At 60.9% G+C, this 25840-nt stretch carries 24 protein-coding genes; 7 read left to right on the top strand and 17 right to left on the bottom strand.

The features are described 5' to 3' along the window. Nucleotides 1-97 precede the first annotated feature (97 nt). Entirely contained in the window at nucleotides 98-1525 is a 1428-nt protein-coding gene (locus tag ACIQUH_RS08320) for an aspartate ammonia-lyase (RefSeq protein WP_400813625.1), read from the top strand. Here ACIQUH_RS08320 and ACIQUH_RS08315 read toward each other — a convergent pair. From ACIQUH_RS08315 to ACIQUH_RS08300, 4 genes are all read right to left on the bottom strand, one after another. After that, nucleotides 1494-2210: a FadR/GntR family transcriptional regulator gene (locus ACIQUH_RS08315; protein ID WP_400813623.1), complete on the bottom strand. Its 717-nt coding sequence runs from the start codon at nucleotides 2208-2210 to the stop codon at nucleotides 1494-1496. The two genes, ACIQUH_RS08320 and ACIQUH_RS08315, sit on opposite strands and share 32 nt — an antisense overlap. Before the next feature lie 197 nt (nucleotides 2211-2407). After that, complete coding sequence (locus ACIQUH_RS08310) at nucleotides 2408-5479, bottom strand: efflux RND transporter permease subunit (RefSeq protein ID WP_400813622.1); 3072 nt, start codon at nucleotides 5477-5479, stop codon at nucleotides 2408-2410. Beyond that, the gene (locus tag ACIQUH_RS08305; RefSeq protein ID WP_400813620.1) at nucleotides 5476-6561 is read right to left on the bottom strand and encodes an efflux RND transporter periplasmic adaptor subunit; all 1086 of its coding nucleotides are present in this window, start codon (nucleotides 6559-6561) and stop codon (nucleotides 5476-5478) included. Before ACIQUH_RS08305 ends, ACIQUH_RS08310 begins: the two co-directional genes overlap by 4 nt. Further along, the gene (locus ACIQUH_RS08300; RefSeq protein ID WP_400813618.1) at nucleotides 6561-7637 is read right to left on the bottom strand and encodes an efflux RND transporter periplasmic adaptor subunit; all 1077 of its coding nucleotides are present in this window, start codon (nucleotides 7635-7637) and stop codon (nucleotides 6561-6563) included. Before ACIQUH_RS08300 ends, ACIQUH_RS08305 begins: the two co-directional genes overlap by 1 nt. 300 nt (nucleotides 7638-7937) lie before the next feature. On the opposite strand from ACIQUH_RS08300, the gene ACIQUH_RS08295 reads away from it, so the two are divergent. Then, entirely contained in the window at nucleotides 7938-8552 is a 615-nt protein-coding gene (locus ACIQUH_RS08295) for a TetR/AcrR family transcriptional regulator (protein WP_400813617.1), read from the top strand. Between the two features lie 23 nt (nucleotides 8553-8575). On the opposite strand, the gene ACIQUH_RS08290 is transcribed toward ACIQUH_RS08295, so the two are convergent. The 12 genes from ACIQUH_RS08290 to hutC form a co-directional block, all read right to left on the bottom strand. Then, nucleotides 8576-10030 (bottom strand): NAD-dependent succinate-semialdehyde dehydrogenase, encoded by a 1455-nt coding sequence (locus ACIQUH_RS08290; protein ID WP_400813616.1) that lies wholly within the window; start codon nucleotides 10028-10030, stop codon nucleotides 8576-8578. Between the two features lie 11 nt (nucleotides 10031-10041). Then, on the bottom strand, nucleotides 10042-11124 hold the full coding sequence (locus tag ACIQUH_RS08285) for an ABC transporter ATP-binding protein (protein ID WP_400813615.1): 1083 nt from the start codon (nucleotides 11122-11124) through the stop codon (nucleotides 10042-10044). Next, entirely contained in the window at nucleotides 11121-11921 is an 801-nt protein-coding gene (locus ACIQUH_RS08280; RefSeq protein WP_400813614.1) for an ABC transporter permease, read from the bottom strand. The genes ACIQUH_RS08285 and ACIQUH_RS08280 overlap by 4 nt, the downstream gene beginning before the upstream one ends. A gap of 1 nt (nucleotide 11922) precedes the next feature. Continuing rightward, complete coding sequence (locus tag ACIQUH_RS08275; RefSeq protein ID WP_400814009.1) at nucleotides 11923-12750, bottom strand: ABC transporter permease; 828 nt, start codon at nucleotides 12748-12750, stop codon at nucleotides 11923-11925. Between the two features lie 108 nt (nucleotides 12751-12858). Continuing rightward, on the bottom strand, nucleotides 12859-13869 hold the full coding sequence (locus ACIQUH_RS08270; RefSeq protein WP_400813613.1) for an ABC transporter substrate-binding protein: 1011 nt from the start codon (nucleotides 13867-13869) through the stop codon (nucleotides 12859-12861). Between the two features lie 57 nt (nucleotides 13870-13926). Beyond that, a complete protein-coding gene (locus ACIQUH_RS08265; protein WP_400813611.1) occupies nucleotides 13927-14241 on the bottom strand; it encodes an NIPSNAP family protein in 315 nt (104 codons plus the stop codon). 4 nt (nucleotides 14242-14245) lie between these two features. Then, nucleotides 14246-15712: an aldehyde dehydrogenase gene (locus tag ACIQUH_RS08260; protein ID WP_400813610.1), complete on the bottom strand. Its 1467-nt coding sequence runs from the start codon at nucleotides 15710-15712 to the stop codon at nucleotides 14246-14248. Between the two features lie 4 nt (nucleotides 15713-15716). Continuing rightward, on the bottom strand, nucleotides 15717-16757 hold the full coding sequence (locus ACIQUH_RS08255; RefSeq protein ID WP_400813609.1) for an LLM class flavin-dependent oxidoreductase: 1041 nt from the start codon (nucleotides 16755-16757) through the stop codon (nucleotides 15717-15719). Beyond that, nucleotides 16754-17692 (bottom strand): flavin reductase family protein, encoded by a 939-nt coding sequence (locus tag ACIQUH_RS08250; RefSeq protein ID WP_400813608.1) that lies wholly within the window; start codon nucleotides 17690-17692, stop codon nucleotides 16754-16756. Before ACIQUH_RS08250 ends, ACIQUH_RS08255 begins: the two co-directional genes overlap by 4 nt. Further along, complete coding sequence (locus ACIQUH_RS08245; RefSeq protein WP_400813607.1) at nucleotides 17689-18534, bottom strand: alpha/beta fold hydrolase; 846 nt, start codon at nucleotides 18532-18534, stop codon at nucleotides 17689-17691. The genes ACIQUH_RS08250 and ACIQUH_RS08245 overlap by 4 nt, the downstream gene beginning before the upstream one ends. 11 nt (nucleotides 18535-18545) lie before the next feature. Further along, on the bottom strand, nucleotides 18546-19148 hold the full coding sequence (locus ACIQUH_RS08240; RefSeq protein WP_400813606.1) for an amino acid synthesis family protein: 603 nt from the start codon (nucleotides 19146-19148) through the stop codon (nucleotides 18546-18548). Nucleotides 19149-19427: 279 nt separating this feature from the next. Beyond that, nucleotides 19428-20168: a histidine utilization repressor gene (hutC, locus tag ACIQUH_RS08235; RefSeq protein ID WP_400813605.1), complete on the bottom strand. Its 741-nt coding sequence runs from the start codon at nucleotides 20166-20168 to the stop codon at nucleotides 19428-19430. A 130-nt stretch (nucleotides 20169-20298) separates the two neighbouring features. Between hutC and ACIQUH_RS08230 the strand changes: the two genes are divergently transcribed. From ACIQUH_RS08230 to hutH, 5 genes are all read left to right on the top strand, one after another. Then, nucleotides 20299-20640 (top strand): hypothetical protein, encoded by a 342-nt coding sequence (locus tag ACIQUH_RS08230; RefSeq protein WP_400813604.1) that lies wholly within the window; start codon nucleotides 20299-20301, stop codon nucleotides 20638-20640. A 98-nt stretch (nucleotides 20641-20738) separates the two neighbouring features. Then, nucleotides 20739-21776: an ABC transporter substrate-binding protein gene (locus ACIQUH_RS08225; protein WP_174058092.1), complete on the top strand. Its 1038-nt coding sequence runs from the start codon at nucleotides 20739-20741 to the stop codon at nucleotides 21774-21776. Between the two features lie 95 nt (nucleotides 21777-21871). Then, complete coding sequence (locus ACIQUH_RS08220) at nucleotides 21872-22729, top strand: ABC transporter permease (RefSeq protein WP_400813603.1); 858 nt, start codon at nucleotides 21872-21874, stop codon at nucleotides 22727-22729. Next, a complete protein-coding gene (locus ACIQUH_RS08215; protein WP_400813602.1) occupies nucleotides 22722-23552 on the top strand; it encodes a glycine betaine/L-proline ABC transporter ATP-binding protein in 831 nt (276 codons plus the stop codon). Before ACIQUH_RS08220 ends, ACIQUH_RS08215 begins: the two co-directional genes overlap by 8 nt. Further along, nucleotides 23545-25053: a histidine ammonia-lyase gene (gene hutH / locus ACIQUH_RS08210; protein ID WP_400813601.1), complete on the top strand. Its 1509-nt coding sequence runs from the start codon at nucleotides 23545-23547 to the stop codon at nucleotides 25051-25053. Before ACIQUH_RS08215 ends, hutH begins: the two co-directional genes overlap by 8 nt. A 41-nt stretch (nucleotides 25054-25094) precedes the next feature. Here hutH and ACIQUH_RS08205 read toward each other — a convergent pair whose 3' ends face one another. Then, complete coding sequence (locus tag ACIQUH_RS08205) at nucleotides 25095-25793, bottom strand: GntR family transcriptional regulator (protein WP_400813600.1); 699 nt, start codon at nucleotides 25791-25793, stop codon at nucleotides 25095-25097. Nucleotides 25794-25840 lie beyond the last annotated feature (47 nt).

The following is a 25840-nucleotide window of genomic DNA, read 5'->3' as shown; positions in this document are numbered from 1 at the left end:
GATATGATTGACCTTCTCCTCTGCCCCAATTAAGGTCAAAAAATCTGTAAGACAGCTTTACAGATATAGCAACGCTTAAAAGCCAGTGGAGGAAAAAGTGAGCGTGACGCGCAAGGAGCATGATTTGCTCGGGACGAAGGAAATTCCGGCGGATGTCTATTGGGGCGTGCACACGGCGCGCGCTGTGGAAAACTTCAAGATCACGGGGGTGACCATCGGCCACAACCCCTATCTCGTCCGGGGACTGGCCTATGTGAAGGAGGCGGCGGCACGCGCAAATCACGAGCTCGGCCTCATCGACAAGGAGCGGATGGAAGCCATCGCCGAGGCCTGCCGCGAAATCCGCGCCGGCGCGCTGCATGAGCAATTCGTGGTCGATGAAATTCAGGGCGGAGCCGGTACCTCCACCAATATGAACGCCAATGAAGTCATCGCCAACCGTGCGCTTGAACTGCTTGGCCACGAAAAGGGCGATTATGCCCGCCTTCACCCGAACGACCATGTCAATCTCAGCCAGTCAACCAACGACGCCTATCCGACCGCGGTCAATGTCGGCCTGATCGAATCAATCGACGATCTGGCGGCTTCCATGGGCGTGCTGAAGGACGCCTTCGACCGCAAGGCGCAGGAATTTGCCGAATTCATCAAGATCGGGCGCACGCAATTGCAGGACGCCGTGCCGATGACGCTCGGCCAGGAGTTCCGCACCTTCGTGGTGATGCTGGGAGAGGATCAGGCGCGCCTCATCGAATCCGCCGCACTGCTGCACGAGATCAATCTCGGCGCCACCGCCATCGGCACCGGGCTGAACGCGCCACGCGGTTATGCGGCGCTTGCCTGCCAGCATCTGGCGGCACTGACCGGACGCCCGCTGGTGACGGCCGCAGACCTCATCGAAGCCACACAGGATCCCGGCGCCTTCGTACACCTTTCCGGCGTGCTGAAACGCGTTGCCGTGAAACTGTCGAAGACCTGCAACGATCTTCGCCTGCTTTCTTCCGGCCCGCGCGCCGGGATTGGCGAAATCACCCTGCCCTCGGTTCAGGCGGGTTCCAGCATCATGCCGGGCAAGATCAATCCGGTCATTCCCGAAGTGGTCAATCAGGTCGCCTATGCGGTGATCGGCAACGACATCACCATCACCATGGCCGCCGAAGCCGGGCAACTGCAGCTGAACGCCTTCGAGCCGATCATCGTACGTGCGCTTTCACAGAGCATCAGCCAGCTGAGCGCCGCCTGCCGTACGCTGGCGGAACGCTGCGTCGACGGCATCGTGGCCAATCCGGCGATCATGGCGCAGCGCGTGGAAGAGTCCATCGGTCTCGCCACCGCGCTCAACCCACTGATCGGTTATTATGCGGCGACCGAAGTGGCCAAGGAGGCGCTTGCCAGTGGCCGCACGGTGCCGCAGGTGGTTCTGGAACGCGGTTATCTCACCGATGCGCAATTGCAGCAGGCATTAAGCCCACGGCACCTTGCCAACCTGCCCGCCGTCACGGCTGGCGAAGCCGATCTTCGCCGATGATCGTCGTCACCACCTGCTTCACCTGCCCAAGGTGAAGCTCCATCGCCTCCCGCGCCTCGGGCGCTGAACCCCGCCGGATCGCCTCGACGATCCGGCGGTGCTCGAAATTCGAGGCGACGCGGCGACCGGCCATCAGGTTGACCATCTCTGACTGTTGGGAGAGCGCCTCACGGGCATCGGCCACCACCTTGGCGAACAGCCTGTTGGCCGAAGCTTCCGCAATGGCGCAATGGAACTGCCCATCCAGCAGCACCCAGGGATGCGGCCTTTCTTCGGCTTCCATCCGGTCACAGAGGTCAAGCAAAACCTGGAGCTGGGCATCGGTGCGCCTCAACGCCGCCCAACCGGCCGCAGGAACCTCGATGAAAGGGCGGGCCTCGATCAGATCGCGGGCGGAATAGGCGCCATAATTCAATTCGGAGGGCGGCGTCGGCGTCATCACATAAGTGCCGCTTCCGGTGCGGGTCTGGGTGAGCCCCAGGGTCTGGAGCGACCGCAGCGCTTCGCGAATGATCGGCCGGCTGACGCCATATCGTGCTGCAAGATCCGCCTCGGAAGGCAACCGGGTGCCGACCGCAAGCTGCCCGGAGGTAATTGCGGAACGGATATCATCGAACACCGCTTCCGCGGCATTCTTGCGATTGATCGGCTGCGCATCCGCAAGCCAATCCGACAACCCGCCCATCTTTAAACCCTCCGCACTTTCAATATGTTCGCAATATCGACGCAAACCAGACAACCGTCCAAACGCAAAAGGACGGCCGCCGCTTTCGCGGCCAAGCCGACCTTCCTAACATTATCCTGCCCGCCGGAACAACGACGGCGGATATTTTTGTTGGAGAGAGGATGCGGTATCGCCGCACCCTCTTTCCGCGTCCGCTACTACGCCTTGACTTCCGCTCCCTCCGGCTTGTCATCCTCACGCGGAATGCGGAACCATGCGACATAAAGCGCGGGGAGGAAAAGCAGCGTAAGCGCCGTACCCACCACGATGCCGCCCATCATCGCATAGGCCATTGGACCCCAGAAGATTTCCCGCGATATGGGGATGAGGGCCAGTGTCGCCGCCGCCGCCGTCAGCATGATCGGCCGCATGCGGTGCTCGGTCGCCTCGATGACGGCATGCCATGCCGAGACCCCTTCGCTTCTCAGATGCTCGATCTGCACGACGAGGATGACCGAGTTGCGGATGAGGATGCCGATCAGCGCCAGCACGCCGAGGATGGCGACAAACCCCATCGGCGCATTGGAGAAGAGCAGCGCCACGACGACGCCGATCAGGGCAGTCGGCGCCACGGCAAAGACCAGGAACAGCCGACTGAAGCTCTGCAACTGGATCATCAGGATGGTCGCCATCGCAAACAGCATCATGGGCACGACGGCGACGATCGGCGCCTGCGAATCCGCACTGGATTCCACCGAACCGCCCGTCTCCAGCGTGTAGCCGACGGGAAGCGTTTTCTGAAACGCCTCGATCTTCGGCTTCAGCTGTTCGACGATCGTGGCCGGCTGCGTCGGGCCGATAATGGCAGCCTTGACGGTGACCGTCGGGATCCTGTCGCGCCGCCAGATGGTCGGCTGCTCCAGTTCATAGCGGAAATTGGCGATCGCCGAGAGCGGCACGGCCTTGCCGTTCGTCGCCGGCAATTGCAGGTTCTGCAAGGTCTCGATGGAGCCGCGCTCCGCCAGCTGCGCCCGCGCCACCACGTTGACGAGGTAGATATCGTCCCTCACCTGCGTGACGGTCGAGCCTTCGACAATGCTGTTCATGGCATTGGCGATGTCTTCCGACGAGACGCCGAGCTGGCGGGCCTTGTCCTGCAGGACATCCACTTTCACCACGCGTGTCGGCTCGTTCCAGTCCATGACCATGTTGGACAGGAGCCGGTGTTCACCGACAATGCCCGACAATTGCTGTCCCAGTTCACGCACCTTCTGGATATCAGGGCCGCTCAAGCGGTACTGTACCGGTTTTCCGACCGGAGGACCGATATCGAGCAGTTTCACGAAGGCATCGGTGCCGACGAATGTCCGGTTCAGATAATCCTGCAAGTCGGCGCGTACCTTGTCGCGCACATCCAGCCCCTTGGTGACAATGACGGTCTGGCCGAAGGTCACGTCAGGTGTCTGCACGTCGAAGGACAGGATGAAACGCGGCGCGCCTTCACCGACATAGGTTGTCCAGTGGTCGATATCCGGATTCTTGGCCAGCATTTCCTGCTCGAACTGCGCCATCTGCCGATTGGTTTCGGCAATGGAACTGTTCTGCGGCAGGTTCCAGTCGACGATCAGCTCCACGCGGTCGGATGACGGGAAGAACTGCTGCTGCACGAGGCTCATGCCGCCGACGGAAAGGCCGAACAGCGCAATGGTGAGAATGATCGTCACCCAGCGCCAGCGCAGCGCCCGGCCGAGAATCCAGGAGAAGGCAGAGGCGAAACGGCCCTTTTTCTCATGATGCGATTTCATCGTCTTCGGCAGGATCGTCACGCCGAGCAGCGGCGTGAACAGGACCGCGACGATCCACGACACGATCAGCGAAACGGCGATCACCACAAAAAGCGTGAAGGTGAATTCACCCGCTGCGCTGTTGTTGAGGCCGACCGGAATGAAGCCTGCGACGGTGACCAGCGTGCCCGTCAGCATCGGGAAAGCGGTGGAGGTATAAACATAGGTCGCCGCTTTCCTGAGGTCGTCGCCGACCTCGAGCCGCGCGACCATCATCTCCACGGCGATCATCGCATCGTCGACGAGAAGCCCGAGCGCAATGATGAGGGCACCCAGAGAGATACGCTGCAAGGAAATGCCGGTATATTCCATGTAGACGAAGGTGATCGCCAGCACGAGCGGGATCGAGACGGCAACCACCATGCCGGCCCTGAGGCCAAGGCTGATGAAGCTGATGACGAGAACGATGGCGATCGCCTCGAAGAGTGCCGAGGTGAAGCCAGAGACCGCCTCGTCGACCACGGCCGGCTGATCGGACACACGATGCACATCGACACCAACAGGCAGATCCGCCACCACCCGCTTCATCTGCGCATCCAGCGCCTCGCCGAAATGCAGCAGGTTCGCGCCGGTTTTCATGCCGATCGCAAGGCCGATGGCCGGCTGACCGTTAAAACGGAACAGCGAGGACGGCGGATCGACATAACCGCGCCGGATCGTCGCCACTTCCGTCAGCGGGAAGAACCGGTTGTTGACCCGGAGATTGATGGACCGCAGGCTGTCTTCCGAGGTGAATTGCCCGCTCACACGCAGCGCCACGCGCTCGGGGCCTGCATTGACAAAGCCGGATTGCGTGACGGCGTTCTGGGATTGCAGCGTCTTGATGATCGACTGCTGGTCGATGCCGAGCGCCGCGATCTGGCGTGTGGAAAACTCCAGATAGATCGTCTCGTCCTGCGCGCCGATGACATCGACCTTGCCGATATTGTCGACGGTCAGCACCTTCGCACGGGCATCCTCCACCAGATCGCGCAACTGCCGCTGGCTGAGGCCATCGCTGGTGAAGGCGTAGATATTGCCATAGACATCGCCGAAACGGTCGTTGAAGAAGGGACCGACGACGCCCGAGGGGAAATCGCCCTTGATGTCGGCGATCATGTTGCGCACCCGCACCCAGGTGGGCTCGACGTTGCGCGCCTTGGTTTCCGGCACCAGCTCCACGAAGATCGTTGTGCGGCCGGCAACCGTCTGGCTGCGCAGATGGTCGAGATTGTCGAGTTCCTCGAGCTTCTTCTCGATCCTGTCGGTCACCTGCCGCGCCACTTCTTCGGCGGAAGCGCCGGGCCATTGCGCGCTGATCACCATCGTCTTGATGGTGAAGTTCGGATCTTCCTCGCGGCCGAGGTTGAGATAGGAGAAAACGCCGGCAAGAACGAAAACCAGCATGAAGTACCAGACGAGCGAACGGTGTTCGAGCGCCCAGTCGGAGAGATTGAATTTCTTCACTGACGGACCTCCTGATCGATCCTGATGGCCTGTCCATCCCTAAGCTTGTGAACGCCGGCGCTGGCAACGCGCTCGCCGGGCTTGACGCCGCCGGTGATGCGCACGCTGCCGCCCTCGGCAGGCTCGCCCTCTATCGTGACCGGGCGGAATGTCACCGTTGCCGTATCGGCATTGACGATCCAGACACCCCATCCATTATCGGTTTTCAAAAGGGCTGATGAAGGAAGCGTGATCTGCGGTTCGGATGCGGCAAGCACCGAGGCCGTGACGACGGACCCCAGCCGGAATGCCGGCGGCGCATCCTGAAGGCTGATCTTCGTGCGGCGCGTGCGCGTCGCCGTTTCCGCTTCCGGAGCGATCTCGCGCACCACGCCGGTGGTGCGGATTTTCGGGTCAAGCTGCAGGGCGATCTCGAAGGCGGAACCGATCTCCAGCCGCTGCGCCGCAAATTGCGGAACATCGACCACCACATCGCGCACTTCCGGGCGGGCGATGGTCACGACCGTCTGGCCGGCCGAGACGACCTGACCGATTTCGCCCGAGGTTGCCGTCACCACGCCGTCAAATTCCGCGTGAAGCTGCGCATAGCCCAGCTGCTCCTCGGCCTTGTCCAGATTGGCGCGGGCCTTGGCGACGGCGGCATTGGCGGTGCGCGTCGCCTGTTCGGCTTCTTCGAGTGCGGCTTCCGTGCCGCTGCGGGCTTCGGCGAGCACGCGCTGGCGCTGCTCGGTCGTCACCGCATTGGCGAGTTGCGCCTCGGCATTTGAAAGATCGGACTGCGCGCTCTTCACCGCAAGCTCAAGCGCCAGCGGATCGATCGACGCCACCACGTCGCCTTTCTTCACCAGATCGGCCACATCGACATTGCGGGCGATAATGCGCCCGAGCACGCGAAAACCGAGATCGGTCTGAATGCGCGATTCCACCGTGCCGGTCAGCCGCAGCGCATCGGCCGGTTTCTCTTCCACGACGACGGAAAGCACCGGGCGCGGCGCCTCGGCGGCGGCTTCCTGCTTCTCCTCACAGGAGGAAACTGCAATCGCCACGGCCGCCAAAAACAAGCTTCTGTATATTCTGGACATTATTGTGCCTGCCCCTTTTCATAGGCGACCTTTTCACCGGTGCGGAGAAATTTGGTCCCGACGGTCACAACGAGATCGCCGGGGTTAAGCCCTTGGGCGATGACGAATTGACCGGTCTCGTAATCGGCGACCTCGACACGCCGCATGGCGATTTCCGACGTTTGCGGATCAACCACCCAGACGGCGGGAAAACCATCCTGCGACGTCATCGCCGACCACGGAAGCTCAATCGCATCCACCTGCTTGAAGCGGAAATGGCCGGATACGGGCGCCCCGAGCGGCATGGTCAGATCGCCGTTCAGCCCGACCTTGACCCTGATCGTTCCATTGTCCGGATCGATCGTCGGAGAAATCTCCCGCACCGGCGCCGCAACGCTGCGGGTGGGATCCGACAGAAGGCTGACATTGACGAGATTGTCGATATCGCGCTCAAGGAAGAGGGATTCGTAGACATCGAAAACCGCATCGCGCGGTCCGTCATGCGCGAGCGTGAAGACGAGCTGGGCGGCCTGCGCCACCTGGCCGACCTCCACATTACGCGCCGTGATAACGCCGTCCGCATCCGCCCTGAGTTCGGTATAGGAGAGCGCATCGCGCGCCGTGTCGAGCTGCGCCTGCGCCGATCTCACCGCGCCCTGCGTCGTGAGCAGGGTCTCCTGGGCCTTGTCGACCGCCGAACGCGACGTCACCTGCGTCTTGAAGAGGCTTTGCTGACGGTCGAACGTCAGCTGCGCCTGCGTCTGCTGCGCTTCCGCGGATTGCAGGTTGGCGAGCGCGACATCGAGATCGGCCTTTTGCTCTTCGGGATCCATGCGGGCAAGCAATTGCCCGGTCTTGACCCGCGTTCCCACATCCACCAGCCGCTCGGTAATCTTGCCGCTGACGCGGAAAGACAGATCCGTCTGGACCCTTGCTCTCACTTCACCGGTTATGACGCTGCCGCGATCGACTGGCTTTTTCTCAGCCGCGACCACGTCAACGGTGCGTAACGGCTTTTCGGCCGGCGGCTCTTCATTGCTGCAGGACGACAGGGCGAAAATACCGCCAAGCGCCGCCGCGATAAGAATGGTTCTCATGGTGACCTCTTGATCTTCGCCTCATCCTATAATATTTGACTAACTGAATAGTCAATGAAATTCTTATTTCGCTGAGCGGGGAGCTGTCCGGGATATCCCGCCGGCCTCCCGAATGATCATTTTTCCATTGTCCGGCACATTCCTGCGGGCGATCGGAAATGTTCCGGCAAATGAGCCACGCGTGCGCCTTCACAAAAATCCATTTCGGTTTTTGCGCCGGTGCTATAGGCAACCACTCTCATTTCCGCCAATCGCGACGGACAGAAGGGCACGCGCCGAAAAACATAGGGATCCGGGGCCATGGCGAAAGCAAAACTGACACGTGCTGAACAGAAGATACAACGTCCGTTGCAAATTCTCGATGCCGCATTCGAGGAATTCACCAAAAGGGGATTTACCGCGACGCGGGTGGAAGACATCGCGGAACGGGTGGGGGTGACGAAAGGGACGGTCTATGTCTATTTCGAGACCAAGGAGGCCCTCTTCGAGGCTATGGTCAAGCACGCCTCCCAGCCATTCCAGGAGGCATTCAACGCCTATGCACATACATCCGACGACCCCGTCGAGGAGCTTCGCCTGCTGCTGGAATTCCTGTTCGATGCTCTCGTCGACAACAAGAAGATGCGGGAGCTGTTCCGCCTGATCCTCGCGGAAGGCGCAAAATTCCCCGATCTCATCGACCAGCACCATGACACGTTGATGGCCCCGGTCTTTGCGCGCATCGATGCGATCCTCGAGGAAGGCGTGGCGAAAAAAAGGTTCAGGGCCAATCCTCCCGAACTCGCCAAGGTCGTCATGTCGCCCATGGTCGGGACATTGGTGTTTCGGCTGATTTTCAACGACCGGCGCATTTTGGACAGGCAGGCCGTTCTGAAGATTCATCTCGAACTGATCATGCGCGGGCTGCTGGCATAGGCATCCGTCTTCGAGGCCCGGCCTCAGCCGATGCCGCCGATACAGACATATTTGAGCTCGGTATATTCCTCGATGCCGTAGCGTGACCCTTCCCGGCCGAGACCCGACATTTTGACACCACCGAAAGGCGCCTCGGCGGTGGAAATAGCGCCCGTATTCACGCCGACCATGCCATATTCGAGGGCCTCGGCAACCCGGAAGACCCGCGACAGATCACGCGCATAAAAATAGGAGGCGAGGCCGAAATCGGTATTGTTGGCCTGCGCGATCACATCCGCCTCATCCTCGAAACGGAAGAGCGGAGCGAGTGGCCCGAAGGTCTCCTCACGCGCCACCTGCATGCCGGCATTGACATTGCGCAGGATCGTCGGCTCGAAGAAATTGCCGCCAAGCGCATGTCGCCTGCCACCGATGGCAATCTCTGCGCCTTTTGAAAGCGCATTGGCAATATGCGCTTCCACTTTTGCGACGGCATTCCCGTCGATGAGGGGCCCGAGAATGCTCCCCTCCTCCAGCCCATTGCCAACCTTCAGCTGTTTTACGGCGCGTGCGAATTTTTCAGCGAAGGCATCATAGACACGGCTCTGCACATAGAGACGGTTGGCGCAGACGCAGGTCTGGCCATTGTTTCGGAATTTGGCAAGGATCGCGCCTTCAACAGCGGCATCGAGGTCAGCGTCATCAAAGACGATGAAGGGCGCATTGCCGCCGAGTTCCAGCCCCAGTTTCTTGATCGTCGGCGCACATTGCCGGTAAAGATGTTCTCCCGTGCGCGTCGAGCCGGTGAAGGTCAAAAGGCGGATATCCGGGCTTGCCGTCATCACACCGCCGATTTCCGTGGCAGGTCCCGTCAATATGCTGAAAAGTTCGAGCGGCAGGCCCGCGCGCTCGGCGAGGATGGCGAGAGCGATCGCCGAAAACGGCGTCTGCGGCGCGGGTTTCAGCACCACCGCACAACCCGCGGCCAAGGCCGGGCCGACCTTGCGGGTAATCATGGCATTGGGAAAATTCCACGGCGTGATGGCCGCGACCACGCCGACCGGCTGGCGAAGGACCAGAATTCGCTTGTCCGGCTGATGGCCGGGCACGGTCTCGCCATTGATCCGTCGCGCCTCCTCTGCAAACCATTCGATGAAGTTTGCGCCATAGGCAATTTCGCCTTTGGCTTCAGCGAGTGGCTTTCCCTGTTCCAGCGTCAGGATCATGCCGAGATCGTCACGGTTTTCCATGACGAGCCGATACCACGCCTTCAGGATGGTCGCACGCTCACCGGCCGTGCGGCGCGCCCATGCCTTCTGGGCAATCACGGCAGCAGCGATTGCCTCCTGCGTTTCCGTTGCACCAAGTTCAGGAACCTGTCCGACGACGTCTCCCGTTGCGGGATTGCGGATCGTCGCCGTGTCGCGGCCATCGCAGCCGACCCAGCGGCCGGCCACGGGCACTTTTTCACCTAGAAGTGTGGGATCATTCAGATGCATGGGCCGGTCCCTCAACAGAAAACCTGGGCCGAGGCCGGATCGAAGGCGAGATGCACGAGATCGCCCCGGTTAAGACCGGAAATCGCTTCGTGGCCGAAGGGCAGACGCACCGCAAGCGGTTCACCCGAACCGGTATGAGCAACCACATGAACGTTGTTGCCGAGGAAGGTGATGTCGCTGACCGTGACCTGAAAACCGGCAGACGCGACCGGCCGGCTGCGGCTGAGCTGCAGTCGCTCCGGACGCAGCATCAGCGCCGCCTTCTTGCCCGGTGCGGCCTCACCATGCATCGGAACATGATCGAAGACGATATCCTGCCCGAGCGAAACCGTCGCCTTGCCGTCCGAGCTTGCGAGGAGATCGCAGGCGATGAAATCGCTGTCACCGATGAATTCAGCCACGAAACGGGTCGCCGGGTGGGCATAAAGCTCCGGTCCCGTGCCGATCTGGTCGATGACCCCTTTCGAAAACACGGCGATCCGGTCGGAAAGACGCAAGGCCTCCTCCTGATCGTGGGTGACGTAGAGGATCGTCACTTCCGTCTGCTGGTGGATGCGGCGGATTTCGAACTGGATTTCCTCACGCAGCTTCTTGTCGAGCGCCGAGAGCGGTTCATCCATCAGAAGCACCGGCGGATCATAGGCAAGAGCGCGCGCCAGCGCCACACGTTGCTGCTGCCCGCCCGACATCTGCGCCGGTTTTCTGTCCTCGAAACCTTCGAGACGGACAAGCCGCAGCATCTCCTTCACCTTGGCATCGATTTCCGCCTTGCCTTTACGGCGAACCTTCAACGGAAAGGCGATGTTCTCGCCGACCGACAGATGCGGAAACAGGGTATAACGCTGGAAGACCATGCCGATATTGCGCTTGTGGGACGGCGTCGACAGCAGGCTCTCGCCATTCAGCAGTATGCCTCCCGAGGTCGGCTGTTCGAAACCGGCCAGAATATAAAGCGTCGTGCTCTTACCCGAACCCGATGGCCCGAGAAACGTCATGAACTCGCCCGGCTGCACGTCGAGATTGACGTCCTGAACGGCGACGACCGGTCCATATTGCTTGCGGATACCGCGAATCTGCAGGAGCGGTTTGGTCATGTTTTCAGTCCTTTTCGCACAGCCGCGACAAGCAGCATGAGAATGATGGTCACCGCGATGAGAAGCGTGGAGGCGGCGGCGATGACAGGCGTCAGGTCCTGACGCAGCGTCGCCCAGATCTTGACCGGCAGCGTCTGCAATGTCGGGCTAGCCATGAAGATCGCCAGCACCACCTCATCCCAGGAGGTGAGGAAGGAGAAGATCGCCGCCGAAAACAGGCCGTGGCTGATGGCGGGCAGCGTGATGCGGATTTTCGCCTGCAAGGGGCTTGCACCGCACAGCACCGCCGCATCCTCGACCGATTTGTCAAAACCCTCGAGCGCGCCGGTCAGCGCCAGGATGGAAAAAGGCAGCGCCACGACGAGATGGGCGATGACGAAGCCGGCGGTGGTGCCGGCAAGGCCAAGCTTCAGGAAAAAAGCGTAAAGCGCCACCGCCAGTACCACGACGGGCAGGATCATCGGCGTCATGAACAGCGCGCGAAGCGTACCCCGCCCGATGAAGCGGCCGCGCACCAGCCCGAAGGAGGCGACAAGTCCGATCAGCACGGACAGCACCGTGACCATCAAAGCGATGCGCAGGCTCGTCCAGGCGGCCTCCAGCCATCGCGGATCGGCGAAGAAGTCCGCATACCATTTCAACGTCCAGCCGGGCGGCGGAAAGATCAGCCATTGCGAAGAACCGAAGGACAGCGCGGCGATGAAAACGATCGGGAGGATGAGGAATGCCGCCGTCAGCACCGTGATCAGCAGGAGCAGCCATTTCCAGAGGCCGAGGCTGTTATAGTTCAAAAGCATGTCAGCGTCCCCCTGCCCCGGCCGCGCCGAAGAATTTGAGCTGCACGGCGTAAAGAGTGAGCGTCACGACCAGAAGCACCAGTGCGGCCGCACCGCCCATGCCCCAGTTGACGAGCGACTGCACGAATTGCGCGATGAGTTCGGCCAGCATCATGTTCGCCGTGCCGCCGAGCAGCGCCGGGGTGACGAAATAACCGAGCGACATGACGAAGACCATCAGCGCGCCGGAAATCATGCCGGGGGCCGCCAGCGGAATGAGAATGCGCGTCAGCGCCTGAAAGCGCGTCGCGCCGCACAAGGCCGCCGCCTGAAGAATGGCCGGATCGATCTTGCGGATGACGCCATAGAGCGGAATGATGATGAAGGGCAGCATGATATAGGTCATGCCGATCGTCACACCCGTGAGATTGTTGACCAGCGGCAGAGGCTGATCGATGATGCCGAGCCCCATCAGCGTCTTGTTGACCACGCCGGTGCGCTGCAACAGCACCATCCAGGCATAGGTGCGCGCGAGAAGATTGGTCCACATTGACAGGAGCAATATGGCAAAGACGACGGAGGCGAGCCGCGCCGGCATGATGGCAAGCGCCCAGGCGACGGGAAAGCCGATCGTCAGCGACACGACCGTGACCAGCGCCGACACCGCGAAGGTGTTGAAGAAGATCTTCAGATAGGTGGAGCTTCCCAGCAGGGCGGCATAGTTGCCCAATCCGAAGACGGGTTCGGTGACGCTGCGCGACAGCAGGATCAGAACCGGAACGACGAAGAACAGGACAAGCAGGATGAGTGCCGGCAGGGTAGCGGTAAAATTGCCGGGCCGGAAGGGCATCCGCACCTTCGCCTTCGAGCTGACTGTTTCATCGGTAAGCGAGACCATGTCCAAACCTCCCGGACGTGGAAAATCGCGCGGGCGCCTGTCGCAGCCCGCGCCGTTGTCTTACTTTGCCTGCCAGGCGTACCAGCGCTCGCCGATCTCGTCACGATGCTGCGCCCAGTAGCTCATATCGGCATTGACCTGGCCTGCCGTCTGCTGGTCCGGCAGGGTCTTGGCGGTTTCCGGGTCCATCAGCTTGGCGGATTCGATGTTGACGGGCGCATAACCCGTCGCCGTCGCCATATCCGCCTGCGCCTGCGCCGAGGTGGCAAGCGCGATGAACTTCATCGCCGCGTCCTTGTTCTTCGCTCCCTTGGGAACGACGAGGGAATCCGCCGCGGTGATGTTCTGCTGCCACGAGGTCTCCACCTTCACACCGCTTTTTTCCAGCGCCGTCATACGGCCGTTCCAGACGCTGCCGAAAGGCGCTTCCGCAGATGCAATCAGCTGCTGCGACTGGGCGCCGCCGGACCACCAGATGATATCGGATTTGATCGTATCGAGCTTCTTGAAAGCGCGGTCGAGATCGAGCGGATAAAGCTTGTCGGCGGCCACGCCATCGGCCAGAAGAGCGGCTTCGATCACGCCCGGCGCCGACCATTTGTAGAAGGTACGCTTTCCGGGAAACTTCGCGGTGTCGAACAGATCCGCCCAGCTCTTCGGGCAGGCGGCCACGGCATCGACATTGCAGCCGATGACGAAGGAATAATAAAAGCTGCCAACGGAGTAGTCCGTCACGAAGCGCGGATCGAGCTTGGTCCTGTCGATGACGGCAAAATCGAGCTTCTCCAACAGGCCCTTCGGGCCGGCCTGCGCGGCATAATCGCCCTCGACGTCAACCACATCCCAGGTCACGCCATTCGCCTCGACCATGGCTTTCAATTTGCCGTAGTCCGTTGGGCCGTCCTGCACCACGTTGATGCCGGTCGATACCATGAATTTATCGGCCCATGCCGCCTTCTGGGCATCCTGCGTTGTTCCTCCCCAGCTGGAGAAAACCAGATCATTCGCCTGAGCAGAGGCACCAAGGGCAAAAAGAGCTGCGCATGTCGTCAATACCAGTTTCAGTTTCATGTTCCCTTACTCCGTTTTAGAGCTTGTTGTTGGCATGCACGCCGCGGACGGCGCATTTCACCCGAGTGGCGAAAACCGCGCCGGTTTCATGATCTTGTTTTCGGCGACTTCGATGAGGTCGCGGATTTTCGGAAGGAAGGACAGCCAGCGCGGATCGGCCATCAGCCGTGCGCGCCGTTCCTCGCGGTCATCCAGGCTCGAAAAGGCCCAGATATGGACGATCTCGTTGATCGGGCCGATTTCCGAGAAGAAGTAACCCACGAGTTCGCCGAGATGGCTCTTCTGGATTTCGATACCTTCCTCCTCCACCACCTTGAGGTAGGTGGGGATGGCGCCGTTCTTCAGCCGATAGGTGCGGATTTCGTAAAACATGGGTTCACCGCATCACGAAGGGATCGGGGATCGGGTCGTCGGAGGTTCTGAGCCATATGGTCTTGGTGCGCGTGTAATCGAGCGCCGCCGCAAGCCCGCCCTCACGACCGTCGCCGGACAGGCCAAAGCCACCGAAAGGCGCAATCGGCGAGACGGCGCGATAGGTATTCACCCAGACGATGCCGGCACGGATCGTCTTCATGAGCCGGTGGGCGCGCGTCAGGTTCTGCGTGAAGACACCGGAGGCAAGGCCGTAGACCGTGTCATTGGCCAAAGCGAGGGCTTCCGCTTCGGTTTCGAAGGAAACGACCGAGAGAACGGGGCCGAAGAACTCTTTTTCCATCGATGGCGAACGAATGCCATCGCAATCGAGAATGGTCGGCCGATAGAAATAACCGTCGCCGTCCATCGGCACCCCGCCGGTGACCACCTTGGCGCCCGCATCCACCGAGGCGGACAGCAGAGAAACGATATGCTTCCTTTGACGCTCGGTTGCGAGCGGTCCCACCTCCGTCGCCATGTCCAGCGGTGAGCCGATATGGATCGCCTCGGCCTTCGCCTTCAGAATCTCAAGGAAACGATCCTTGACACTTCTTTCGACGATCAGCCGCGAGCCGGCGACGCAGCTCTGGCCGGTCGCGGCGAAAATGCCCGCCACCTGCGCATTGGCAGCACTTTCGAGATCGGCATCGGCAAAAACGAGGATCGGCGATTTGCCGCCGAGTTCCAGCGAGGTGGAGGCGAGATTTTCAGCCGAATTGCGCACGATATGACGCGCCGTTTCCGGACCGCCGGTAAAGGCGATATGGGCCACCTTCGGATGGGTGGTGAGCGCCGTGCCGCAGGACGCGCCAAAGCCGGAGACGATATTGACGACACCGGCGGGAAAACCCGCCTCATGCACCAGCCGGGCAAATTCCAGAAGCGGCGCCGGCCCGTCTTCCGAAGCCTTGACGACGATGGTGCAGCCGGCAGCGAGCGCCGGGCCGATCTTGACGGCGGCGAGAAACAGCTGGCTGTTCCACGGCACGATGGCCGCCACGACGCCAACGGGTTCGCGCCGCAGCCAGACATCCATATCCGGCTTGTCGATCGGCAGATAGGCGCCCTCGATCTTGTCGGCGAGACCCGCATAATAACGGTAGTAATCCGCGACATAGGCAATCTGCGCGGAGGTTTCGCGAATGATCTTGCCGGTGTCGCGAGTTTCCAGTTCAGCGAGCGTTTTCGCATTCTCAGTGACCAGATCGGCTAGCCGGTAGAGCAGCTTGCCGCGCTGTGTCGCCGTCAGTTTCGACCAGCCTGCATCTTCATAGAGCGCCCGATGCGCGGCTTCGACAGCACGGCCGATATCCGCCTCGCGGCTTTCCGGCATTTCGGCCCAGGCAGCGCCGCTTGCGGGATCGACACTCGCGAACCGCGCCTCACCATCCTCGAAACGTCCGTCGATATAGCACTGGAAACTGCGCATCGCATTACTCCCCGAAAGCCGGCATCACATCGGAAAGGAAGCGCTCCAGCGAGGCCTTCTTCCGTTCAAAGCTCATGCCCGTATCGATCCAGAAGGAATATTCGTCATAGCCCATCGCCTCGTAGGCCTTGATCCGGCTAATCACCTCACCGGCATTGCCGACGACATTGTTCCGGCGCATCACATCAGCGGAAAGCATGGCGTTGGCGGCGATGTCTTCCGGCGCAATTCGCTCGATAAGCCCCTGATGAACGGGTTTTTCGTTTTTGAACCAGGCGAAGAAATAATTGTAATAAACGCTCATCTCATGCGCCGCCTGCGCGATATCGGCTTCATCGGAACCGACATAGGTGTGGCGGAGCAGCATGATTTTTGGCCGCTGTTTTTCCGGGTTCTTGGTACAGGCCTCGTTGAAGCGGCCCATCAGGGTTTCCACCTCGTCATCACCTTGCCACAGCGGCGTCACCTGCACGTTGCAATCATTGGCGACGGCGAATTCATGGGAATTCGGATCGCGCGCCGCCACCCAGATCGGCGGGAAGGGTTGCTGCAGCGGCTTGGGAGCGGAAGTGGTGGCGGGGAACTTGTAGAATTCGCCGTCATGGGCGTAGTCGCCCGCCCACACACCTTTGACGGCCGGGATGAGTTCGCGCATGCGCTGGCCGGCACCCCAGGCATCGAGACCCGGAAGCAGCCGCTCATATTCAAACGAGTACGCGCCGCGGGCAATACCGATATCCAGACGTCCGTCGCAGATGAGGTCCGTCATCGCCGCTTCGCCGGCAAGTTTGATCGGATGCCAGAAGGGTGCGATCACCGTTCCCGTGCCAAGACGCGCCGTCCTGGTGCGCCGGGCAAGATCGGCGATCGTCACGAAGGGGTTTGGGGCAATGGTGAAATCCATGCCATGATGTTCGCCAGTCCAGATGGCATGCATGCCGCCGCGATCAGCGATTTCGCAAAGCGTCACGAACTCCTCGTAAAGCGTCTTGTGATCCTGCGAGGCGTCCAGCCGTTCCATATGGACGAAGAGGGAAAATTTCATGGGTTTGTCGCCTTCATCGAGATGGGATGGACCCTGCCGGCGGTCTCGTTACCGACATAGACACCGAAATTGCCGATCGAACTTTCCAGTGCGAACCGGCTGACAATGTCCGCGGTCGCGCCGGAGTCGAACTTTGCCGAAGCCAGCGCGCCGGGCAACAGAAAACGGCCCTGACGCGGCGCCTCATCGCCATCTGCCAGCGCGTGGTAGACGATGTGCTGACGCCCATCCGCCTTGTTTTCATAAACCGAGTAAAGAAAACCCGTCCTGACCGGCAGTCCGGTGAGTTCCTCAAGCCGCTCCGTGAGCGCCGCGACCGGATCGCCGCCGGACACGACGCAGCCGGGCAGCGACAGAACATCCTCACCAACGAGGTAAATCTCGCCGCGCCGCTCAAGAACCGCGCCGACAGCAACTTCCCCCTCCGCCGCAGCCGAAAGCGCCTTGGCGGCCAGCATCGGCGTGAAATAACCACCGCGCGCATAACCGAGCCCGTTCAGGCCGCTATTCTCGAAAACGCTGATGCGACCGAGCAGAATGACGTGGTCTCCGGCCTCGATCACCTCCTGCATCGAACATTCGAACCAGGCCGCAACATCGGCAAAGACCGGCGATCCTTCCGGCGCATCCGACCAGGTGGCGGCGGCGAAACGATCCTCTACCGGCCGGGCGAAGGTATTGGACAGGTCCTTCTGGCCTTCCGACAGAATATTGACGGCGAAATTTTTCGCGCCCGTCATCGTCGCGAAATTGCGCGAGCTGCGGGCAAGGCAGATCAGCAGCAGCGGCGGATCGAGCGAGACGGAGGTGAAGGAATTTGCGGTGAAACCCACCGGCTTTCCAGCCTCGTCGCGGGTGGTAACGATCGTTACCCCCGTTACGAAGGCGCCGAATGCGTCGCGCAGGGCGCGCGGGTCAAGGGTTGCAACGGTCATTGCGGCTCCTCCTCTAAAGCCAGCCATTCGGCCATCAGTGCATTGACGGTTTCAGGTGCGGTCAAATTGACCATATGCCGGTGCGCCTCGACGATGCGGGCATACCCGCGCGGCGTGATCGCCGCCATCTGCTCCGCCATCAGCGGCGTTGAGTTCGGGTCATCCGAACCGGTCAGGAAAAGCGCCGGGCAGGTAACCGAAGGCCAGCGGTCCGCATAGGTCTCATCTCCCCCCGCAAAAGCCGTATAAGCGACCGCGTAACCTTCCGGATCGACCATTTCCAGCCAGCCTCTCGTCAACTCCCGCGCGTGCTGGCTTTTCAGATCATCGCCGAACCAGCGCAGCAGGGGGCCTTCCTTGTCCACCCCCGTGGTGCGGATCGCCGCCGCGCGCGCAAGCACTGCCGCTTTGGCAGCTGGATCCCGGCGATAAACACCGTTCAGGTATCCGACGCGTATGATGCGATCTCCAAGGGTCGCGGCTGCACCGCCGGAAATCAGCGCACCCATCGAGTGTCCGGCGACATTGGCGCGGTCTATCCGCATATCCTCAAGGAACCGGCCGAACCAGCCGACGAAATCCTCAAGAGTGCTGCCAGCCGCGAGGCGTTCGCTACCGCCATGGCCCGGCATGTCGACAGCGATGACACGATGCGTCCTCGAAAACACCTCGATCTGCGGTGTCCAGGCTTCAAGCCGCATTCCGACCCCGTGGATGAGGATCAGGGCCTCGCCCGCGCCGGCTTCAAAATAGGCGGCTCCGTCCCCGGTCGTTTTCCGGGGAAGCGTGGCGGCACCTGCCGTTGCAACATTGACCTTTGACGTGTCGGCGACCCCTTGCATTGGCATCCGCCTCACACGCCGGCCGGATTGGCGACATCCTGGCCGAGATCCTTCAGATCCTGATAACGGTCGCCGATGCGGTGGTGTGGCCGGCCACCAACGGAAGCGCCGAGCGCGACCACGATCTCGTCGGCGGCCGGGGCATCGGGAATGGCCGTCTGGATCGTCAGATAGTGCGAACGGCGACCTTCATCGTTCTTGTCCATCAGCGGAATCATGATCGGCGCATTGCCGGGGCCACGTGTGTTGCAGAAGGCGAGATAGGATTTGGCGCCAACAGCCTGACGATAATGGTTGCCGAAACGCAATGTGTGGATGAGCGCGGAAGCATGTTCGATTTCCCCGTCCAGCCCCACGACAGCCGCCTTGCCATAGGCCTCCACCGCCTCGCCGGAACCGACGGCATCGAGGATCATCTTCGTCAGCAATTCGCCGAGCACCGGCGCGCCTGCGTGAATTTCCGGCTTCAGATCGCCCACGAAACCTTTGCCCGCCCACGGATTTTTGACAACCGCAATGGCGGCGAACAGCTTCAATGGCGTCGCGGCGGCCTTGCCCCCCTCAATCAACGTCGTTTCGACCTGAAGCAGGGTCTTGCGGATCTGGATGGACATCAGCGCTCTCTCCGTAAATATGATGGCTTATGGTATGCCATAATATATAACTGTCAAGTACCGTAATCCGGTATGAGCGAACCGTTCGGTTTTTGGGTATTATCGTGGCCGGCAAGTCGAGCGGCATGAGCAACCGATTGCGATTGGCAAACGACGACTTGAGGCGGGAAAAAGGGGCACATTTAACCCAGGCGTCATCAGCGGGGCTGGATACGCAAGTGGCCGGTTCATGTGGCGATAATGTTGCGGAGGGTCAGGTCAGCCGACGGCTGACGGCCGCTATTCCTGACTTTCGAGCCGGTATCGGGAACCGGGATAGAGCAGCCGCACGGACGTGACGGCGCGGCTCGATGACCAGGTTCTGCGGCGCACCAGAAGGCAGGGCTCATTTCGACTGATGGCCATCAACTTGCACTCCCAGGGCTGGGGTGATGCGGCCTCGATGAATTGCTCGGTCCGTGAAATGGGTGCCGCCGCCGTCAGATAGGCATTCGGGGTAAGCGTATTGAAATCCTGCATCAGATAATCCGGAGCGATCTCCGCATTGACGAAGCGATCCTCGAGCTGGATCGGCACATCATCTTCATGGTGCACGATGATGGAGTGAAAAACCTTTGCTCCCACACTAATCTCCAGCGCGGTTGCGAGATCCGGGCCGCAAACTTCCGTCTGGGCGAGAATGAGGCTCGGCCGATGCGTCGAACCGCGCTCCTTGATCTCGTCGGCGATGTTGCGCACGCCCATCATGCCGGCGCTTCTTTTTTTCGGGGCGACAAAGGACCCGCGCCCCTGCACGCGAACGATCACCCCCTCGGTCGCCAGCTCCCGCAAGGCGCGGTTTGCCGTCATGCGACTGACACCCAGCATGTCGACGATCTCGTTTTCGGAGGGTATCCTGTGGTTGGTCAACCACTCTCCGCTGGCGATCTTTTCCTTGATCTGTTCTTTCACCCGCTCATACAGCGGCAGGGAGGAGCGATCGCCCGAGACAGGAAACTCGTTTTCGGTGACGGGCAGCATTAAAACTCCTAAAAATCGGGCGGCTGCACAAAACGCAGCCAGAATCCGCGCAAGCACAAAATTATCACATCCTATCTTGCTTGTCTTTCGCAAATGTGTGAAGTTACATATACAACTTGAGGGGAAAATAATGGCAAGCGAAGACTCGATCTCCAGCGGCCGCAAGTCTCCCGCCGATAGTCGGGGCGATATTCGAATGCCCGCCCAGCGCAACGGCAGGAGCTGCCATACCAGAGCTGAAGCCATGTTTGATGGCTCGCTTGGGCAATATGCGCTGAAAGACCGCCCTTTCCCGAACCGGCCAGCCGCATGCGCCTCCAATCCGACATCGCCAATGCGCGCGACCCACATGAATTTCTCAAAGTTGTATAGTGAACTTACGGCACGCCGTTTCAAGGCGAACATCGAATTCCCTATTGATTCGATGATCAACCGGCCGCCGATTTTGACAGGATATGAAATGCACCAATGACCGCCGGGTTCAGGGCAAACGCCTGCCTTGAGCGTCCGGCGGAAACCGTAAAATGCATGCCAGCAAGTTGCCAATCATCAAACCAAAAGGGGAATGCAATGCTGAATTCAAAGCTGAAAATCGCGCTGGCCACCACCGCGCTCATCATGGGAGCCCATGCCGGCGCCGCGAGAGCGGAAGGCTATTGTGCTGCTGGAAAGACCATCACCTTCGCCGGCATCGACTGGGAAAGCGGTGCTTTCATCACCGAAGTCATGAAGGAAATCCTTGCCAAAGGTTATGATTGCAAGGTCGATTCCATTCCCGGCAACTCCGTGACACTGGAACAGGCGACCGCCAATAACGACGTGCAGATTTTCGCTGAAGAATGGATCGGCCGCTCCGACGTCTGGAACAAGGCTGCGGAAGCCGGCCAGGTCACCTCGGTCGGCAAGACTTTCGTCGGCGCCGCCGAAGGCTGGTTCGTGCCGGAATATCTTATCAAGGGCGACCCGGCAAAAGGGATCGAAGCCAAGGCTCCGGACCTGAAGAGCGTCGATCAGCTTTCCGATCCAAAGATCGTTGAACTGTTCAAGGATCCGGAAGAGCCGACCAAGGGCCGCTTCCTCAATTGCCCCTCGGGCTGGACCTGCGAAGGCGTCAACACCGCCAAGCTGCAGGCCTACAAGCTGGAAGCAAACTATGTGAACTTCCGCCCCGGCACGGGTACCGCTCTCGATGCCGCCATCGCCGCCGCCTATCTTCAGGGCGAGCCGATGCTGTTCTATTACTGGAGCCCGACGGCAATCATGGGAAAATACAAGCTCATCCAGTTGCAGGAGCCGGCCTATAGCGACGCCTGCTGGAAGGAGCTGACGAGCGCCGACGGAAAGCGCGATGCCGGTTGCGCCTTCCCCTCCGTCGAGGTGGCCTATGGCGTGAACAGCACCTTTGCGAAGGAAGCGCCTGAGATCATCGCGATCCTTGAAAAGGCGACGTTCCCGCTGACGGAGATCAACGCCAGCCTCGCCTATATGACGGACAAGCAGGTCGATGCGACAGCCGCCGCCAAGACCTTCCTTCAGACCAAGGCCGATATCTGGGGCAGCTGGGTTTCCGCGGACGCCAAGGCGCGTATCGAAGCCGCCGTCAAGTAAACATCGCAGGCGCGCCGGGCTACCGGCGCGCATTTTCCCGTCAGGACAGGGGCCGGCTCCCGGACATGGGGTCGGCAGGCGCGAGGACCACACCAATGTTTCCTGAAGTTTTCCATATTTCCATCCGGGGCCCGATCAATGAGATCGTGCGTTCGCTGGTGGTGAATTACGGCTCCGTTTTCAAGGCGATCTCGCAGACGATCCTGCAGGCGATCCTCTTCGTGGAATGGGTGCTGCGCGGTCTGCCGTGGTGGGCCGTTTTTCTGGTCTTCCTGGTGCTCGCCTGGTTCGCGGCGAAAAAGATTTCGCTCGTCATCATGGTGGCGGTGATGCTTTTCATCGTCGGCTCGCTCGGTCTCTGGGACCTGACGATGCAGACGCTGGCGCTGATGCTGATTGCCAGCCTCATTTCCATCGTCATCGGCGTACCCATGGGCATCCTTCTTGCCAAAAGCGAATGGGCGCGGCGCATCACCCTGCCGGTGCTCGACGTCATGCAGACCATGCCGAGCTTCGTCTATCTCATTCCGGCCATCATGCTGTTCGGCCTCGGCAAGGTTCCGGCCGTGCTTGCCACCATCGTTTATGCCGTGCCGCCGCTGATCCGCCTGACCGATCTCGGCATTCGGCAGGTGGACCGGGAAGTGGTGGAGGCGGCGACCGCCTTTGGCGGCAGCCCGCGACAGATCCTGTTCGGTGTCGAATTGCCGCTTGCCACGCCCACGATCATGGCCGGCCTCAACCAGACGATCATGATGGCGCTCTCCATGGTCGTCGTCGCCTCGATGATCGGCGCGCGCGGTCTTGGCGAGCAGGTGCTGAACGGCATCCAGACGCTCGATGTCGGCAAGGGTCTCGAAGCGGGTCTCGGCATCGTTATTCTCGCAATCGTGCTCGATCGTATCACCCAGGGTTTTGGCCGATCCAGCCGGAAGGAAATGGGCAATGACTGATATCCATATCCGCAACGTGTCCAAGATCTTCGGCGGCAACTGGAAGGCCGCGCTCGCCATGGCGCAGCAGGGCGCGGAAAAGAGCGACATCCTGGCGAAGACGGGATGCAGCGTCGGCCTCGACAATGTCAGCCTCGACATAGCGGGCGGCCGCATTTTCGTGATCATGGGCCTCTCGGGCTCCGGCAAGTCGACGCTCGTGCGCCACATCAACCGCCTGATTGAGCCGACAAGCGGCGAGATTCTCGTCGGAGACGACAATGTTCTCGCGCTGAAGGCTAAGGAGCTGCGGGATTTCCGCAACCGGCGCGTCAGCATGGTGTTCCAGAATTTCGGCCTGATGCCGCACCGCACCGTGTTGCAGAACGTCGTTTATGGCCAGCGCGTGCGCGGACTGACCAAGGCCGATGCAAGGCCCATCGGCATGAAGTGGATCGAGACCGTCGGTCTTTCAGGCTATGAGGACAAGTTTCCGCACCAGCTGTCCGGCGGCATGAAGCAGCGCGTCGGCCTCGCCCGCGCGCTGGCCGCCGATACTGACGTCATCCTGATGGACGAGGCCTTTTCGGCGCTCGATCCGCTGATCCGCGCCGACATGCAGGATCAGTTGCTGCAGCTCGAAAAGAACCTGCACAAGACGATCGTCTTCATCACCCACGATCTCGATGAGGCGCTCCGCATCGGCGCGCAGATCGCGATCCTGAAGGATGGAAAGCTGGTGCAGGTGGGAACGCCGGACCAGATCCTCAACAGCCCCGCAAACGACTATGTCGCCCGTTTCGTGGAGCGCCGCGCGGGTGCGGGAGAAGGCCAGCATGGCTGATACGATCACCATCGATCGTCCCCTCACCTGGCAACAGATCGCCACGGTTGCAAAAGGTGCCACGCTTTCCCTGTCGGATAAAGCGTCGCAGCGCATCGCCGATGCCCGCGCCATCGTCGATGCACTCGTCGAAAAACGTGTGCGCGGTTATGGCATCAATACGGGTGTCGGCGCGCTCTGCGATGTGATCGTGGATATTCCCAAGCAGCAGGCCCTCTCCCGCAATATCCTGCTCAGCCATTCCTGCGGCGTTGGAGAACCGCTGGGACGCGAAGAAACGCGCGCCATCATGGCCGCCCAGATCAACAACTTCGCGCATGGCTACTCCGGCGTGCAGGTCAAAACGGTCGAAATGCTGCTGGGCCTGTTGAATGGCGACATTCTTCCCGTCATTCCATCGAAGGGTTCCGTGGGCTACCTCACCCATGCCGCGGCCATTGGCCTCGTGCTGATCGGCGAAGGTCAGGCCCGCCACGGGGGTGAATTGATCAGCGGCAGGCAGGGGCTCGAAAAGCTCGGCCTCGACCCCATGGTTCTGCAGGCGAAGGAAGGGCTGAGCCTCGTCAACGGCACACCCTGCTCCACCGGCCTCGCCAGCCTCGCGCTTGCCCGCACGACGTCCCTCCTTGACTGGGCCGATGCGGCAGCGGCAATGAGTTACGAAAACCTTGGTGCGCAGGCGGATCCCTTCGCCGCAGGACCGCTTGCGCTACGCAACTCACCCGGCATCCAGACCGTTGGCGCGAACCTGCGCCAGCTTCTGGCGGCAAGCCCGCTTCTTGCCCGGTCGGCCGGATCGCGCACGCAGGATCCGCTCAGCCTGCGCGCCGTGCCGCAGGTGCATGGCGCCGTTCGGGACAGCGTCGCGCAGATTGCCGATGTCGTAAACCGCGAGCTCGCGAGTGTCACGGACAACCCTGTTGTCGGTGGCACACCGCAGGCGCCCGAGGTCCATTCCCAGGCCCATGCCGTCGGTGCGGCGCTCGGGCTTGCCATGGATGGGCTGGCGACGGCCGCGGCCGAACTTGCCGCCATTTCCGAGCGGCGTATCGACCGGCTCGTCAACCCGCTTGTCAGCAGGCTGCCTGCCTTTCTGGCGGAAAGCGATGGCGTCTGTTCCGGTTTCATGATCATCCAGTACACGGCTGCAGCACTTGCCGCTGAAAACCGCCGCCTTGCCGCCCCCGCCAGCCTGGATGGCGGCATCACCTCCGCATTGCAGGAGGATATATTGACACATGCCACCGCCGCTGCCGACAAAACGCTCTCGGTTATCGGCAATCTGGAAACCATTCTGGCGATCGAGGTCATGAGCGCGGCTCAGGCTTACGACATGCAGCCAGACCAATCCGGCCGCGCGCCCGGCACCGATACGCTCTACCAGCGTGTCCGGACGGCTGTACCGTTTTACCGCGACGACCAACCGCTCAACAATTTGGTAACGGACGTTCGCGGCATGCTGCAGACCACACTTGCAGGGATACCCGCCGGCGCAGATTGAATGCTGCACCGGAAATCTAGCCGCACGCGATGCGGAAGGGGTTACTCTTTGCCGGTCTTCTGGGCGATGAGAACGGCCTCCGCAATCGCGCTCGCGCTCGCGACATGATCCAGAGCCGCCTTGTAGGCGGCGTCTCCATCCCCCTGCCGGATGGCCTCGACGATCTTCTCCATTTGCGCCGGACCTTCGGTATCGCGGCTTTTCGTCTTGATCGTCATCGAACGAAGATGGTTGATCCGCACCGTCAGCAGGTTGACGACGCCCCAGGCGACATGCCGGTCGATCTTGCTGAACAGCGTCTGATAAAAGGACGAGGTATGCATGAGAACGCCAGGCATATCCTTGGCGACATAACTTTCGCGGATATGCCTGAGCGAGGCTTCAAGCGCCTCCACGATGGCAGGATCGCGGCGTTCCGCGCAAAGGCGCGCCGCCATTCCCTCCAGCGCACCACGAATTTCATAAATCTGCTTTGCCTCATCGAGATCGAGCATCGCGACCATCGGGCCCTTGTTCGGCAAATTCGCCACCAGCCCCTCGGATTCCAGATGCCGCAGGACCTCACGAACGATGGTGCGGGAAACGCCGAGCTGAGCGCAGAGATCGCGCTCCACCAGACGGTCGCCCGGACGGAAATAACCGTTCACGATGGCGTCACGGACCTTGTCGAGCGCGAGTTCCCTCAGCGTCTTTGTCGGGCGCTCAACGCGAATGGCAGTTCCGTGCGAAGCATCTGTCATGGTATCACCTCGTTTGACACATCCCGTTTCGTTACAGCACAGTTACG

This window comes from Agrobacterium sp. NPDC090283 (assembly GCF_044769685.1).
Taxonomy (GTDB): Bacteria; Pseudomonadota; Alphaproteobacteria; order Rhizobiales; family Rhizobiaceae; genus Agrobacterium.
The sequence above is the reverse complement of the archived record's forward strand: the minus strand, read 5'-3'. Positions and strand labels throughout refer to the sequence as shown.